Source organism: Geobacillus sp. B4113_201601 (genome assembly GCF_001587475.1).
Taxonomy (GTDB): domain Bacteria; phylum Bacillota; class Bacilli; order Bacillales; family Anoxybacillaceae; genus Geobacillus; species Geobacillus icigianus.
The window spans coordinates 75941-90585 of the sequence record NZ_LQYX01000041.1 but is presented as its reverse complement, the minus strand read 5'-3'; the positions used below and the strand labels follow the sequence as shown (position 1 = coordinate 90585).

The window sequence follows — 14645 nt, the reverse complement described above, 5'->3', positions numbered from 1 at the left end:
GCTGAATGGCTTCAATTAGGGTGGCACCGCGGGAATGACGCTCTCGTCCCTATCAAGGGGATCAGGGCGTTTTTATTTTGAGCAAAAGGAGGATCTGCATGGCGTTTCAAATTCCAAGAGGAACGCAAGATATTTTGCCGGGAGACAGCGAAAAATGGCAGTACGTGGAGCAAGTCGCCCGCGAACTATGTTCCCGGTACGGATATCGGGAAATTCGGACGCCGATTTTCGAACATACTGAACTGTTTTTGCGCGGCGTCGGCGATACGACCGATATCGTCCAAAAAGAGATGTATACGTTTGAGGACAAGGGAGGGCGCGCGCTCACGCTCCGCCCGGAAGGCACGGCGCCGGTCGTGCGGGCGTTCGTCGAGCATAAGCTGTACGGCAGCCCGAACCAGCCGCTGAAACTGTATTACAGCGGGCCGATGTTCCGCTACGAGCGGCCGGAAGCCGGGCGGTTCCGCCAATTCGTCCAGTTTGGCGTCGAAGCGATTGGCAGCAGCGATCCGGCCATGGATGCCGAGGTCATGGCGTTGGCGATGCATATTTACGAAGCGCTTGGCTTAAAACGGATCCGGCTTGTCATCAACAGCTTGGGCGACCTCGACAGCCGCCGGGCGCATCGCGAGGCGCTTGTGCGCCATTTTTCGGGGCGCATCGATGAACTGTGCGCCGATTGTCAGGCGCGGCTCGAGACGAATCCGCTCCGCATTCTCGACTGCAAAAAAGACCGCGATCATGAACTGATGGCGACGGCGCCGTCGATTTTGGATTACTTGAATGATGAATCACGTGCGTATTTTGAGAAGGTGAAACACTATTTGGCCATGCTTGGCCTTCCGTTTGTCATCGATGCGCGGTTGGTGCGCGGGCTTGACTATTACAACCATACGACATTTGAAATTATGAGCGAAGCGGAAGGGTTTGGCGCAGCCGCGACGCTGTGCGGCGGCGGGCGCTACAATGGGCTTGTCGAGGAAATCGGCGGGCCGGAAATGCCGGGGATCGGCTTTGCGCTAAGCATCGAACGGCTGCTCGCAGCGCTGGAGGCGGAGGGGGTGGAGCTTCCGACCGATGAAGGGCTCGATTGCTATGTGGCTGCGCTCGGCGAACGGGCGAAAGAGGAAGCGGTTCGCCTCGTCTATCAATTGCGCCGCGCCGGCTTGCGCGTCGATCAAGACTATGTCGGCCGAAAACTGAAGGCGCAGCTGAAAGCAGCCGACCGCCTCAAAGCGGCGTTTGTCGTCATGATTGGCGATGAAGAGCTCGACAAACAAATCGCGACCGTCAAGGAGATGGCGAGCGGCGAACAAACGAACGTGCCGTTCGGCGAACTGGTTTCATTTTTCACAGAACGAACGAGGAGAGAGGGGGAGTAAACGAATGAAACGGACGTATTATTGCGGTGAAGTGCCGGAAACGGCGGTCGGCGAGCGCGTCGTGCTCAAAGGCTGGGTGCAAAAGCGCCGCGACTTAGGCGGGCTCATTTTTATCGATTTGCGCGACCGGACAGGCATCGTGCAAATCGTCGCCAGCCCCGATGTATCAGCTGAAGCGCTGGCGGCCGCTGAGCGCGTGCGGAGCGAGTACGTGCTGAGCGTGGAAGGGACGGTCGTCGCCCGCGCGCCGGAGACGGTCAACCCGAACATCGCGACCGGCCGCATCGAAGTACAGGCGGAGCACATCGACATTATCAATGAAGCGAAAACGCCGCCGTTTGCGATCACGGATGACACCGACGCAGCGGAAGACGTGCGTTTAAAATATCGCTACTTGGATTTGCGCCGCCCGGTCATGTTTCGAACGCTGGAGCTCCGGCATAAGGTCACGAAAGCGGTGCGCGACTTTTTGGACAGCGAGTGCTTTTTGGAAGTGGAGACGCCGATGTTGACGAAAAGCACGCCGGAAGGGGCGCGCGACTATTTAGTGCCAAGCCGCGTCCATCCAGGTGAATTTTACGCCTTGCCGCAGTCGCCGCAAATTTTTAAGCAGCTGCTGATGGTCGGTGGGTTTGAGCGCTACTATCAAATCGCGCGCTGCTTCCGCGACGAAGACTTGCGCGCCGACCGCCAGCCGGAGTTTACGCAGATTGACATCGAAATGTCGTTTATCGATCAAGAAGACATCATCGATGTCACCGAACGGATGATGGCGGCGGTCGTCCAAGCGGCGAAAGGAATCGATATTCCGCGCCCGTTTCCGCGCATCACGTATGACGAGGCGATGAGCCGCTATGGCTCGGACAAGCCGGATATACGCTTTGGCCTCGAGCTCGTCGATGTATCGGACATCGTCCGCGATTCCGCGTTTCAAGTGTTTGCCCGCACGGTCAAAGAGGGAGGGCAAGTGAAGGCGATCAACGCCAAAGGCGCGGCGCCCCGCTATTCGCGCAAGGAGATCGACGCGTTGGGCGAATTTGTCGGCCGCTATGGAGCGAAAGGACTGGCGTGGCTGAAAGCGGAAGGCGATGAGCTGAAAGGGCCGATCGCCAAGTTTTTCACCGCTGGCGAACAGGCTGCGCTTCGCCAAACGCTGGCGGTCGAAGACGGGGATTTGCTGTTGTTTGTCGCCGACCAAAAGGCGGTCGTGGCTGCGGCCCTCGGCGCGCTGCGGCTTCGGCTCGGCAAGGAGCTCGGCTTGATCGACGAAACGAAGCTCGCGTTTTTGTGGGTGACGGACTGGCCGCTGTTGGAATATGACGAAGAGGAAGGCCGCTATTACGCCGCCCACCATCCGTTTACGATGCCGGCGCGCGACGACATTCCGCTGCTTGAAACTAACCCGGGTGCGGTCCGGGCGCAGGCGTATGATTTGGTGTTAAACGGCTATGAGCTTGGCGGCGGCTCGCTCCGCATCTTTGAGCGTGACGTGCAGGAAAAAATGTTCCGCGCCTTAGGGTTCAGCGAAGAAGAAGCGCGCCGTCAGTTCGGCTTCTTGCTTGAGGCGTTTGAGTACGGCACCCCGCCGCACGGCGGCATCGCGCTTGGCCTTGACCGGCTTGTGATGTTGCTTGCTGGGCGCACGAATTTGCGCGATACGATCGCCTTCCCGAAAACGGCGAGCGCCAGCTGCCTGCTCACGGAAGCGCCGAGCCCGGTCAGCGAAAAACAGCTGGACGAGCTGCATTTGGCGGTCGTGCTGCCTGACCAAGAATAGCCGCTTCGCCGGCAAGGAAACATGAGCGGCAGGTGTTCACAAACACAAAAAAATATGATAAAATATAAGCAATCAACCACCCGTCCTAATGTGTTCGTCGCATCACCGATCGTTTTGACCGAACAGTCAATATCCGGGAGTCCGGGGTTTCCAAGCGGCGTGCACGCCCCTTCGTCACAGGGGAAGCGCAAACCTTGGAACAGGGCACCCACCTATGGGAGAGCGGGTTCAAAACGAAGGCAGCGACGGCACGATTGGGACTAGTGTACAGAAGAGCGATAAACACGATGGTGGGGCTGACTCAAACGTCCGCTTTTTGGCGGGCTCTCGGGTCAGCCTCGTTTGTTTTGCCAGCAAAAGACCCATTGCCACACAAGCGGGCTTCATGTACGATAAAAAACGGTGTATCACTCAATTTTTGCGCAAATGGAGAGGAGAACGATGCTGCATCAATTTTCCCGCAATGAGTTAGCCATTGGCCCTGAGGGGCTTGAAAAATTAAAAAACGCCACCGTTGCCGTCCTTGGCGTCGGCGGCGTCGGGTCGTTCGCCGTCGAGGCGCTCGCCCGTTCCGGAATCGGACGCTTGGTGCTTGTTGATCGCGATAACGTCGATATCACCAACATCAACCGGCAAATCCATGCGTTGCTCTCGACCATTGGCCGTCCGAAAGTAGAGCTCATGAAAGAGCGCATCGCCGACATCAACCCGGCGTGCGAGGTCATCGCGCTGCAAATGTTTTATACGGAAGAGACGTATGAGCAGTTTTTTGCCTATGATCTCGATTTTGTCATCGATGCCTCCGACACGATTGTGTATAAAGTACATTTGATGAAACAATGCCTCAAGCGCGGCATTCCGATCATCTCCAGCATGGGGGCGGCGAACAAAATGGATCCGACTCGCTTTCGCATCGCCGATATTTCCAAGACGCACACCGATCCGATCGCGAAAGTCATCCGCGCCAAACTGCGCAAAGAAGGGATCCGCCGCGGCATTCCGGTCGTCTTTTCTGACGAGAAGCCGGTGAAAATCCGCGAAGATGTCCGCCAAGTTGTCGGCAATGACGCCTCACCGATCCGCAAGGCGAAAATGCCGCCGTCATCGAACGCTTTTGTGCCATCCGTTGCCGGGCTCATTATGGCGTCATATGTCATTCAGGAATTGTTGAAGGAAATTCCGATTGCTCGCGTCGGCGAGTGACGAGCCGGTCGCTGGACCAAGCGAGCGAGGCTCGCCGGTAGGAAGCCGGTCGCCTGTCGTCAAGCTAGGATGGTGTCGCGGAAGCGGGAAACGAACAAACACGGCGTTTGCTCGCTTTGCCATGTCGATGACCGGTACACCCGTCTATATTGCGACGAAAAAAGAGCTGACCGAAAAGGCGATCTCCCCTCAAGAAAGACAGAGCCTATCGTGTGGCGGGAAAACGGTTAGTGCTTATATAGCGATAAGACAAAAGGTCGTCTGCCTTTAAGATCGGCACAACCGATCGTGCGGCAGAAGCAGTTGGGGCTTATATAGCGATGAAAGAGGGTGTCCCGATCCTTTTGGGACACCCTCTTTGGCTAGTTACGAATGGGCGGCTCGTTCGTTTTGTTCTCTCGCTTCGGCCAAAAGCCATTGCGCGAACGGAAGGCGATCGCCTTCTTCGGCGGCGAGTTGGCGAGCGCGGGCCATAATTTTGACAAGCGCCTCGTAATCTTCTTGAACCGTCGTTTGTCGTGCTTCAAGGCGTTCAATTTTTTGCGCCAGCTGCTCATTGCGCGCCCGCCATTCGGCGTGCTCCCGCTTCAGCCGTTCGTTTTCCTGCTCCGCCGTTTCAAGCTGTTTGGCATCGTGTCGCAGCGCCTGCAAAAAAGAAATGCACTGATCGAGCGTCAGAGGGGCAGCCGGGAGAAAGGGGGATGACCCTTCCGCCTCTTGGCTGCTGCCTGCGGAAGGAAACGGGAACGGATCTTGTTCCTTCTGCCATTTTTTCATCATTTCCAACGCCCGTTTTCGCTCTTTTCGTTGCTTCTTCGCCTGTTCGATGGCCTCGAGATGTCGTTTCCGCACCTCGGCATTCCAGCGGAAGCCGCATGCCGCCGCAGTTCGGTGCAACTTTTTTCCGACGTCTGCAAAGGCCGCGAGTTGTGTTTTTCCCTCCCGTATGTATTGAAGCACCGTTTCGGCCAATAGCACGTCTTCTTCATGCGACCATGCATCTTGTCTCGTTTTCATGCTGTCCACCCCACAAATGTAATGTTGATATGATCCTAGTTTTTCCGTTCTTGTTTCACTTTAAACTTCTCCCTTTGGCACGGGGACAATGGGCGATGCCAAACAAAAGAGAAACTAGCGGTTCCGCCTTTCGACCTCAATCAATCAATCAAGGTCAGCACTCAATCAAAACTTAGTTTGAACCGTAGCGGTCCGCCTTTTGACACCGCACGGTTGTATTCGGGTGGACCGGCGCTGTACAATGAAACGAGGAGGGGAACGACATGCGGAACAGGTCAGAGCCACTCGCGCTGCGGATGCGACCGCGCACGATCGACGACATCGTCGGACAAGCGCATGTGATTGGGCCGGAGACGCCGTTGTACAAAATGGTAAAAAAAGGATATGTTCCTTCGCTATTGTTGTATGGGGAACCCGGGACGGGAAAAACCTCGCTCGCCTACGCCATCGCTCGCACGGCTGGGCGGGAGCTGGTCGCCATCAACGCGACCTCAGCCGGGAAAAAGGAGATTGAAGAGGCGGCCGAAGCGGCGCGCTGGTCCGGCAATGTCGTTTTGTTTATCGATGAAATTCACCGTTTGAACAAGGCGCAGCAGGATGTGCTGCTTCCACACCTTGAATCCGGGCTGATCACGTTAATCGGGGCGACGACCGAAAACCCGTTTCACGAGGTGAATCCGGCGATCCGTAGCCGGTGCGGACAAATTCAGCGATTAAAGCGGCTTGAGCCGGCCGACTTGCTTATCGTTTTAAAGCGGGCGCTTACCGATTCGGTGCGCGGGCTCGGAGCGCAGCCCGTCAAGATCGATGAGGCGCTGTTATGGCGAATTGCGGAAGCCGCGGGCGGCGATGCGCGCGCGGCGCTTTCGCTTCTTGAAGCGGCCGTGGCGGCGGCCGATGAACGCGATGACGGTTTGTATGTGGATGAGGCGATCGTTGCTTCGTGCACGGCCAATCGCGGCTTCACTCATGACAAATACGGCGACCATTACTATTCGCTGTTGTCGGCATTCCAAAAAAGCGTGCGCGGCAGCGATGTGGACGCTGCTCTCCATTATTTAGCGCGCCTGCTCGAAGGCGGGGATTTGGCCGCGGTCTGTCGCCGGCTGCTCGTCATCGCCTATGAAGACATCGGGCTTGCGAACCCGTTGATGGGGGTGAAAGTGCAGGCAGCTGTGGCGGCGGCGGAGCGGATCGGACTGCCGGAGGCGCGCATTCCGCTCGCGACCGTGACGATCGAGCTTTGCCTAAGCCCGAAATCCAACAGCGCCTACAAGGCGTTGGACGCGGCGCTCGCCGACGTGCGCGCCGGAAAGGTTGGCGAGATTCCCGACCATTTAAAAGACGCCCATTATCAAGGGGCAGCCGTGCTCGGACATGGCCAAGGCTATTTATATCCGCATGATTACCCGAACGGTTGGGTGGCGCAATCGTATTTGCCGGCAACGCTTGCCGGCGTCCGCTATTATGAGCCGAAAGAGCACGGCGACGAGAAACATTATGCGAAAGTGTACCGGCGACTGGAGCAATTGAAGCGGGAAAGCGCGATTGGGCCGTGAACGGAGCGCGTCATTTATGGTATAATAACACCGGCGATTGACTGGATAGGGAGGCGCATGTGCGATGGTCCATCCTTCGGTCCCATGGCTGCGATGGAGCATTTATTTTGCCGGTTTGCTCGTCATGTCATTCGGCATTGTGCTGACGATGAAAGCCGATGTTGGCTGTGCGCCATGGGATGTCCTTCATATTGGTTTAGAGCGAACATTTGGCCTGACGGTCGGGACGTGGTCGATCATCGTTGGGATGGTGGTGCTTGCGGCTTCGGCGCTGCTTGTCAAGCGGAGACCGCAGCTTGGCGCCTTCCTCAATATGATCACTGTCGGCGTTTTGATTGACGTGTGGATGATGATCCCACCGCTGAAAACGCCGCCACAACTGCTTGAACAATATGCGATGCTGCTAGTCGGCATCGTCGTGTCCGGCTACGGCATGGGGCTATATATTTCCGCCGACGTCGGCGCCGGTCCGCGCGACAGTTTGATGCTCGCCTTGACCGAGTTGACCGGATGGAACGTGGCATACATTCGCGTGATGATGGAAGCGCTCGTGTTGCTTGTCGGCTGGCTGCTTGGCGGTCCGGTGTCGTTTGGCACGTTTCTTTTTTGCGTCACAATCGGTTCGGTCGCCGGTTTGGCGCTGCCGCAATGCCGGAAAATGGCCGACCGCTTGTTGGGAGCCGCCAACGTTCGGGCGCAAGGGTTAAGTCGTTAGGGGGGATATGATGAAGATTTCAACCAAAGGCCGTTACGGATTGACGATTATGATTGAACTGGCGAAAAAGTACGGCGACCGTCCGATTTCGCTCCGCTCGATCGCCAAGGCGAACAATTTGTCCGAGCACTACTTGGAGCAACTAGTGACGCCGTTGCGCAACGCCGGGCTTGTCAAAAGCATCCGCGGGGCGTACGGCGGTTACGTATTGGCCGAGCATCCGGCCAAAATTACGGCCGGTGATATTTTGCGCGTGCTTGAGGGCCCGCTCACCCCGGTCGAGGAACTCGAAGAGGAGGAGCCGGCGAAGCGCGAGCTGTGGATCCGCATCCGCGATGCGGTCGAGGAAGTGCTCGACAGCACGACGCTTGAAGATTTAGCGGAGTATAGCGATGGGGATGAAGGGGCATACATGTTTTATATTTAACCATTGATCAAGCGGTCGCATGTCATCAACCACGAGCGGATGACATGGACGTGTTTTTACTATTTACACCTTCATGGCCAAGCCTCGCCGTTTGCCGCAGCGGGCGGTTCCCCCAACGGGCGGAATCCGCTCGGGCAAGGGACGGCCGCTGTGGGCGGAAGAGGTTCGGGCGACAAGAAAGGAGAATGACCGTTGGAACGGATTTACTTGGATCATGCCGCGACGTCTCCCATTCATCCAGATGTGGCGGCTGGCATGATTCAGTCGATGACCGAACAGTTCGGCAATCCGTCAAGCATCCATTATTTTGGCCGGCAGAGCCGCCGGGCGTTGGACGAAGCGAGATCAGCCATCGCCCGCAGCCTCGGGGCGAAAGAGACGGAAATCGTGTTTACAAGCGGCGGGACGGAAGCGGATAACTTTGCGCTCATCGGAACGGCGATGGCCAACCGTGAGCGAGGCCGCCATCTCATTACGACCGCTATTGAGCATCACGCTGTTTTGCGCGCTTGCGAACATTTACAAAAGCAAGGATTCGATGTGACGTACTTGCCGGTCGATGAACACGGGCGCGTGTCGGTCGAGGACGTGAAAGCCGCGCTCCGTGATGACACGATTCTCGTTTCGATCATGTTCGCCAACAACGAAGTCGGCACGATTCAGCCGATCCGTGAAATCGGCGCCCTGCTTCGCGACCACCCGGCGTATTTTCATACCGATGCCGTGCAGGCGTACGGGCTGATCCCGATCGATGTGAATGAGTACGGCATCGATTTGTTGTCGCTTTCGAGCCATAAAATCAACGGTCCGAAAGGCAGCGGCGCCTTGTATGTTCGCGGGACGGTCCGCATCACACCGCTTCTTTTCGGCGGCGAGCAGGAGCGGAAACGGCGCGCCGGCACAGAGAACGTCCCGGGCATTATCGGCTTGGCACGGGCGGTGGAAATCGCCGAGCGGACGAGGGAAGAGAAGCGGAAGCAATACGCGGCTTGGCGCGAAGCGATGTTGACGATTTTTCGTTCCTCCGGCCTTGATTTCATCGTCAACGGCAGCGAAGACGGCCTGCCGCATATTTTCAATGTTGCTTTCCCGGGAACGAACGTCGAATCGCTGCTCGTCAATTTGGATTTGGCGGGCATCGCCGCGTCCAGCGGGTCAGCGTGCACGGCGGGGTCGATCGATCCGTCCCACGTGCTTGTTGCCATGTGCGGAAACGAGTCGGAGCGCATCCGCTCGTCCGTGCGTTTTAGCTTCGGACTCGGCAATACAACGGAGCAAATTGAGCGGGCGGCGGAAGAAACGGTGAAAATTGTGAAGCGGCTCACAAAACGCTGAAGAGGGGGTGAAGCGCATGAACAAAGCGCCGCATGAAACGCGCGTTGTCGTCGGCATGTCCGGCGGGGTCGACTCGTCAGTCGCCGCGCTATTATTAAAAGAACAAGGATATGATGTGATCGGCATTTTTATGAAAAACTGGGATGACACCGATGAAAACGGCGTTTGCACGGCGACTGAGGATTACGAAGACGTTGTGCGCGTCTGCAACCAAATCGGCATCCCGTACTATGCAGTCAACTTTGAAAAGCAATATTGGGACAAAGTGTTTACGTATTTTTTGAACGAATACAAAGCGGGGCGCACCCCGAACCCGGATGTGATGTGCAATAAGGAGATTAAATTCAAAGCGTTTTTGGAACACGCCATGTCGATCGGCGCCGATTACGTCGCCACCGGCCATTACGCCCGCGTCGAGTTTCGCGATGGCGAATATAAAATGCTCCGTGGAGCTGACCCGAACAAAGACCAAACGTATTTTTTGAACCAGCTCGGCCAAGCCCAACTGTCAAACGTGATGTTTCCGATCGGCCACTTGCACAAAGCGGACGTGCGCCGGATCGCGAAAGAAGCCGGGCTGGCTACCGCTGGGAAAAAAGACAGCACCGGCATTTGTTTTATCGGCGAACGTGATTTCAAAGAATTTTTGAGCCATTATTTGCCGGCCCAGCCGGGAGTGATGAAAACGCTCGACGGCGAAGTGAAAGGGCGGCATGACGGGGTGATGTATTACACGATCGGCCAGCGCCACGGCCTTGGTATTGGCGGCAGCGGCGAACCGTGGTTTGTCGTCGGCAAAAATGTGCGCGAAAACGTGCTGTATGTCGCCCAAGGATTTGAAAACGACTATTTGTATTCGACCTCGCTAAAAGCGGTCGATGTCAACTGGGTGTCTGACCGCAAGCCGGAAGCGCCGTTCCGCTGCACGGCGAAGTTCCGCTATCGTCAGCCCGATGTCGGCGTGACGGTTCACCCGCTTTCAGACGGCAAGGCGGAAGTCGTGTTTGATGCGCCGGCGCGGGCGGTGACGCCGGGGCAGGCGGTCGTGTTCTACAACGGCGAGGAGTGCCTTGGCGGCGGCACGATCGATGAAGTGTTCCGCAACGGTGAAAAGCTTTGGTATGTCGGCTGACCGCTAAGCTGCCGCACCGGCGGTGAAAGCCCTAACCCGGCTTGGGGTTGGGGTGTTTTTGCAATTGCTCGAAAAAAACGAACGTATGTGCTAAACTATAGTCAGGAGGGATGAGCGGTGGCGGATTGGAATGAACAAGGGCTTGCGCATTTGCGCGCCGGGGAGTACGAAGAAGCGCTCCGCTGCTTTTCCAAAGCGGTGGACGATCGCCCGGACGACCCGACCGGCTACATCAACGTCGGCACCGTGCTGGCCGCCGCCGGCGAAGAGGAGAAAGCGCTCGCTTTCTTCCAGCAGGCGCTTTGTCGCGATGAACGGGCCGCGGCCGCTTACTATGGCATCGGCACGCTCCACTATCAGCGCGGGCGGTTTGCCGAGGCGAAAGACATGTTTGAACGGGCCCTCGGGCTGGGGCTCGATGACGCCGACACGCATTTTATGCTCGGCATGTCGCTATGGCGGCTCGAGATGCCGCGGCTCGCTCTTCCGTATTTGCAGCGGGCCGCCGAATTGAACGAAGGGGATGCCGAAGCGTTCTTTCAGCTCGGCCTTTGTTTGGCGGCGCTCGACTATGTTGACGAGGCGAAGCGTTGCTTTGAAAAAACGTTGGCGCTAAAGCCGCACCATGCCGACGCCTGCTACAATTTAGGGGTCATTTATGCGAACAAGGACGAGCCGGCTGCCGCCCGCGATTGGTTCGCCGCCGCGTTGGAGGCGAAGCCAGACCACGTGCTGGCGGGGTATGGAAAGAAAATGATGGAAAAGCGGCTTTCGCCGTAAAGGCAGGGGATCGCTGTTGCAAGAGCAGCAAACGCTGGCCATTGAGGGGTGCACCTTTATTAAAGGAACGTGCATATCCGTCATTTTCCATAACGAAGAAACGCTTTACACCGTTGTCCGCATTCGCGTTGAGGAAACGAACGAAGCGCCGGTTGAAGAGGAAGTGATCGTCACCGGCCATTTCCCGCGGATCAGCGAGGGAGACGTTTATGTGTTTTATGGTCAATTCCGCCATCATCCGCGCTTTGGCCGCCAGTATGCGGCGAGCCAGTTCCGCAAACAGCTTCCCAACACGAAAGAAGGAATCATTCAGTATTTATCAAGCGGCTTGTTTAAAGGGATCGGCAAAAAAACGGCTGCGGCTATCGCCGAAGCGCTCGGCGAGCAGGCGATTGCCGTGATTTTGCGCGATCCAGCGGCGCTCGAGCGCATTCCGAAACTGTCCAAACAAAAGGCCAAGCAGCTGTACGAAACGCTCCGCGCCCACGAAGGGCTTGAGCAGACGATGATCACCCTTGCTCAGCTCGGCTTCGGCCCCCAGCTGGCCATGAAAATTTACCAAGCGTACGGCGAGGAAGCGATCGAAATCATCCAAGCCAATCCGTATCAGCTCGTCGAAGACATTGAAGGGATCGGGTTCGGTCGCGCCGATGAGCTTGGGCGGCAGCTCGGCATTTCCGGAAGCCACCCGGCTCGGCTGCGCGCCGCTTCCTTGTTTGTCCTCGAGCAAGTTTGCCTGCAGGAAGGGCATGTGTACATGGCCGAGGAAGAGCTGGTCGGCCGCATTGCTGAACTGCTGGATGGCCGGCCGAGCGGGGCGGTCGACGGACAAGCCATTCAACGGACGCTGCTGATGTTGAGTGAAGAAGGAAAACTGGTCGTTGAGCAAGGCCGTTGTTATCTCCCGTCGCTTTACTTTGCCGAAAAAGGCATCGTTTCCAACGTCAAGCGGCTGCTCCGGCAAACGGCGGCGCCGTTTGCGGAATCGGAGTTTTTGCTGGCGCTCGGGGCGCTTGAAGAGCGGCTTGGCATGCAGTACGCGCCCCAGCAAAAAGAGGCGATTCAGCGGGCGCTTTCCTCCCCGTTGTTCATTTTAACCGGCGGTCCGGGCACGGGAAAAACAACGGTCATCAAAGGGATTGTCGAGCTGTTCGCCGCTCTTAACGGCTTATCGTTAGATCCGGCCCGCTACCAACAAGGTGAGCCGTTCCCGGTCGTGCTCGCCGCCCCGACCGGACGGGCGGCCAAGCGGATGAGCGAGGCGACCGGCCTGCCGGCGGCGACGATTCATCGGCTGCTCGGTTGGAACGGAGTGGAAGGGTTCAGCCGCGATGAACATGAACCGCTTGCCGGCAAGCTGCTTGTCATCGATGAAATGTCGATGGTCGACACATGGCTGGCTAATCAGCTGTTCAAAGCGGTGCCAAACGGCATGCAAGTCGTGCTGGTCGGCGATGAAGACCAGCTGCCATCCGTCGGGCCCGGCCAAGTGCTGAAAGATTTGCTCGAGTCCGGTGTCGTTCCTTCGGTGCGGCTGACAGACGTGTACCGTCAGGCGGAAGGATCGTCGATCATCGAGCTCGCTCATGAGGTAAAGCGCGGCGCCGTGCCGCCCGATTTGACCGCGCCAAAGGCGGATCGCTCGTTCATTCGCTGCCGCGCCGGCCAAGTCGTGGATGTCGTCCGGCAAATCGCGGACAATGCGCGAAAAAAAGGCTTTTCGGTCAAAGATATTCAAGTGCTCGCCCCGATGTACCGAGGCCCGGCCGGCATTGATCGGCTCAATAAAGCGCTTCAAGAGCTCTTCAATCCGCCATCCGCCGGGAAGCGGGAACTGGCGGCCGGCGAGGTGGTGTACCGCGTCGGCGACAAGGTGCTTCAGCTCGTCAATCAGCCGGAAGACAACGTGTTTAACGGCGATATCGGCGAAGTCGTTGCCATTTTTTACGCGAAAGAGAACACCGACAAGCAAGACTTGCTCGTTGTCTCGTTTGACGGCGTGGAAGTGACCTACACCCGGCAAGAGCTGTCGCAAATCACCCATGCGTATTGCTGCTCTGTGCATAAAGCGCAAGGAAGCGAATTCCCTATCGTCATTTTGCCCGTCGTGAAAAGCTACTATCGGATGTTGAAGCGGAACTTGCTGTATACGGCGGTGACGAGAAGCAAACAATTTTTGATTTTATGCGGCGAAGAGGAAGCGTTTCGGGCCGGCGTCGCCAAGCAGAGCGACGGGGTGCGGCGGACGGCGCTGGCGGAAAAACTGACGGCGGCGATGGCGCCGGTTGTCGAAGTCGAACTGCCGCTTGAGGATGCGAACGTCGGAATGGAAAACGTTACGCCGTATGACTTTATGAGCGATGAGTCAAGCTAAAGGTGGCTGGAAAGGTGGGAGAGCGATGCGAACGTTTTCCGACATGAAAGGTCTTCCCATTTACGAACAAGCGACAGGGAAAAACGTCGGAACGATCGCGGATGTTTGGTTTACCAGCCACGGCACGGTGCAAGGGTTTGTTGCCGAACAGCGCGGCTTGTTTGGCCGCCGCCGCTATTTGCCGCTTGCGGCCGTGCGAGCGCTGCAAAACGATCGAATGCTCATCGACGACGCGCGAAGTTTCCAGCCCTTGCCTTCCTCTGACAGCGGCCACTCTCTTTACGGTGAACGAGGCATCGCCGGCAACATGGTTGTCGCCGCCGACGGGACGACGATCGGATTGCTAGATGACGTATATTTCGACGGGCAATGGGGCAGAATTGATGGATACGAGATCAGTGAGGGATTTTTTTCCGATTTGACAGAAGGAAAGAAGCGAATGCAGCTTGCCCCGTTCACGGCGAAAGAAGGGGTTGTGATGGTGGACACAACAAAGTAAGGAGAGTGGCTGTCGGTGCTCATTTGCCCGAACTGCAAACGAAAAAATTTAGGAAAAATCGGCGTCAACCAATATTATTGCTGGGATTGTTTCATCGAGCTTTCCGTCTCGAAAGGAGTCATCCATGTCCATCAAGTGGAGGAGGACGGGACGTTAAGCTCTCTCGATGATTTGTTCGACGATTATGAGCGCACGATTCAACTTTAGGGGGGACAGTCATGAACCGGACGATGACATCGCTGTTGGCTGTCGGGTTAGGTGTCGCCGCGTATCAGTTGGCCCAGCGCAACAACTGGATGAACGGGCGCACGATGCGAAAAATGCGCCGCCGCTTGATGCAGGCGATCCGCTGACGGCGTTGCCGCCCTCGCCTTGCGCGGGGGCGGTGCCTTGTGATTGTCAAATAGTGCTAAAGCGCTAAAGGCATATTCCCGCCCGCATCCCC

The 14645-nt window shown here is 57.1% G+C and carries 14 protein-coding genes, 1 other RNA gene and 1 other annotated feature (1 of these 16 cut by a window edge); of the genes, 14 read left to right on the top strand and 1 reads right to left on the bottom strand.

Going from position 1 to position 14645, the window contains the following annotated elements; translation table 11 throughout:
- Window positions 1-54 (top strand) — a binding site (T-box leader) (it extends 177 nt beyond the left edge of the window).
- A gap of 44 nt (window positions 55-98) precedes the next feature.
- The 4 genes from hisS (at window position 99) to B4113_RS06660 (ending at window position 4362) form a co-directional block, all read left to right on the top strand.
- Entirely contained in the window at window positions 99-1382 is a 1284-nt protein-coding gene (gene hisS / locus B4113_RS06675) for a histidine--tRNA ligase (protein WP_061912336.1), read from the top strand.
- A 4-nt stretch (window positions 1383-1386) separates the two neighbouring features.
- A complete protein-coding gene (gene aspS / locus B4113_RS06670; protein WP_061912335.1) occupies window positions 1387-3159 on the top strand; it encodes an aspartate--tRNA ligase in 1773 nt (590 codons plus the stop codon).
- A gap of 79 nt (window positions 3160-3238) precedes the next feature.
- Window positions 3239-3424: non-coding RNA, 6S RNA (ssrS, locus tag B4113_RS06665), on the top strand.
- 176 nt (window positions 3425-3600) lie between these two features.
- Complete coding sequence (locus B4113_RS06660) at window positions 3601-4362, top strand: ThiF family adenylyltransferase (RefSeq protein ID WP_061912334.1); 762 nt, start codon at window positions 3601-3603, stop codon at window positions 4360-4362.
- Between the two features lie 366 nt (window positions 4363-4728).
- On the opposite strand, the gene B4113_RS06650 is transcribed toward B4113_RS06660, so the two are convergent.
- Entirely contained in the window at window positions 4729-5379 is a 651-nt protein-coding gene (locus B4113_RS06650; RefSeq protein WP_033018063.1) for an RsfA family transcriptional regulator, read from the bottom strand.
- A gap of 263 nt (window positions 5380-5642) precedes the next feature.
- Here B4113_RS06650 and B4113_RS06645 point away from each other — a divergent pair, with 263 nt between their 5' ends.
- The 10 genes from B4113_RS06645 (at window position 5643) to B4113_RS18605 (ending at window position 14553) form a co-directional block, all read left to right on the top strand.
- Window positions 5643-6938, top strand: coding sequence for a replication-associated recombination protein A (locus tag B4113_RS06645; RefSeq protein ID WP_033018061.1), 1296 nt, complete (start codon window positions 5643-5645; stop codon window positions 6936-6938).
- A gap of 64 nt (window positions 6939-7002) precedes the next feature.
- Window positions 7003-7653 (top strand): YitT family protein, encoded by a 651-nt coding sequence (locus B4113_RS06640; RefSeq protein WP_033018059.1) that lies wholly within the window; start codon window positions 7003-7005, stop codon window positions 7651-7653.
- Between the two features lie 10 nt (window positions 7654-7663).
- Entirely contained in the window at window positions 7664-8080 is a 417-nt protein-coding gene (cymR, locus tag B4113_RS06635) for a cysteine metabolism transcriptional regulator CymR (RefSeq protein ID WP_033018058.1), read from the top strand.
- A gap of 192 nt (window positions 8081-8272) precedes the next feature.
- Window positions 8273-9415, top strand: coding sequence for a cysteine desulfurase family protein (locus B4113_RS06625; RefSeq protein ID WP_033018055.1), 1143 nt, complete (start codon window positions 8273-8275; stop codon window positions 9413-9415).
- A gap of 16 nt (window positions 9416-9431) precedes the next feature.
- Complete coding sequence (gene mnmA / locus B4113_RS06620; RefSeq protein WP_033018054.1) at window positions 9432-10547, top strand: tRNA 2-thiouridine(34) synthase MnmA; 1116 nt, start codon at window positions 9432-9434, stop codon at window positions 10545-10547.
- Between the two features lie 117 nt (window positions 10548-10664).
- Window positions 10665-11327 (top strand): tetratricopeptide repeat protein, encoded by a 663-nt coding sequence (locus B4113_RS06615; RefSeq protein ID WP_033018053.1) that lies wholly within the window; start codon window positions 10665-10667, stop codon window positions 11325-11327.
- Between the two features lie 16 nt (window positions 11328-11343).
- Complete coding sequence (locus tag B4113_RS06610) at window positions 11344-13701, top strand: ATP-dependent RecD-like DNA helicase (RefSeq protein ID WP_061912332.1); 2358 nt, start codon at window positions 11344-11346, stop codon at window positions 13699-13701.
- Window positions 13702-13726: 25 nt separating this feature from the next.
- On the top strand, window positions 13727-14200 hold the full coding sequence (locus tag B4113_RS06605; RefSeq protein WP_061912331.1) for a PRC-barrel domain-containing protein: 474 nt from the start codon (window positions 13727-13729) through the stop codon (window positions 14198-14200).
- Between the two features lie 15 nt (window positions 14201-14215).
- A complete protein-coding gene (locus tag B4113_RS06600) occupies window positions 14216-14407 on the top strand; it encodes a hypothetical protein (protein ID WP_033018049.1) in 192 nt (63 codons plus the stop codon).
- 11 nt (window positions 14408-14418) lie between these two features.
- A complete protein-coding gene (locus B4113_RS18605) occupies window positions 14419-14553 on the top strand; it encodes a YrzQ family protein (RefSeq protein ID WP_081897240.1) in 135 nt (44 codons plus the stop codon).
- Window positions 14554-14645 lie beyond the last annotated feature (92 nt).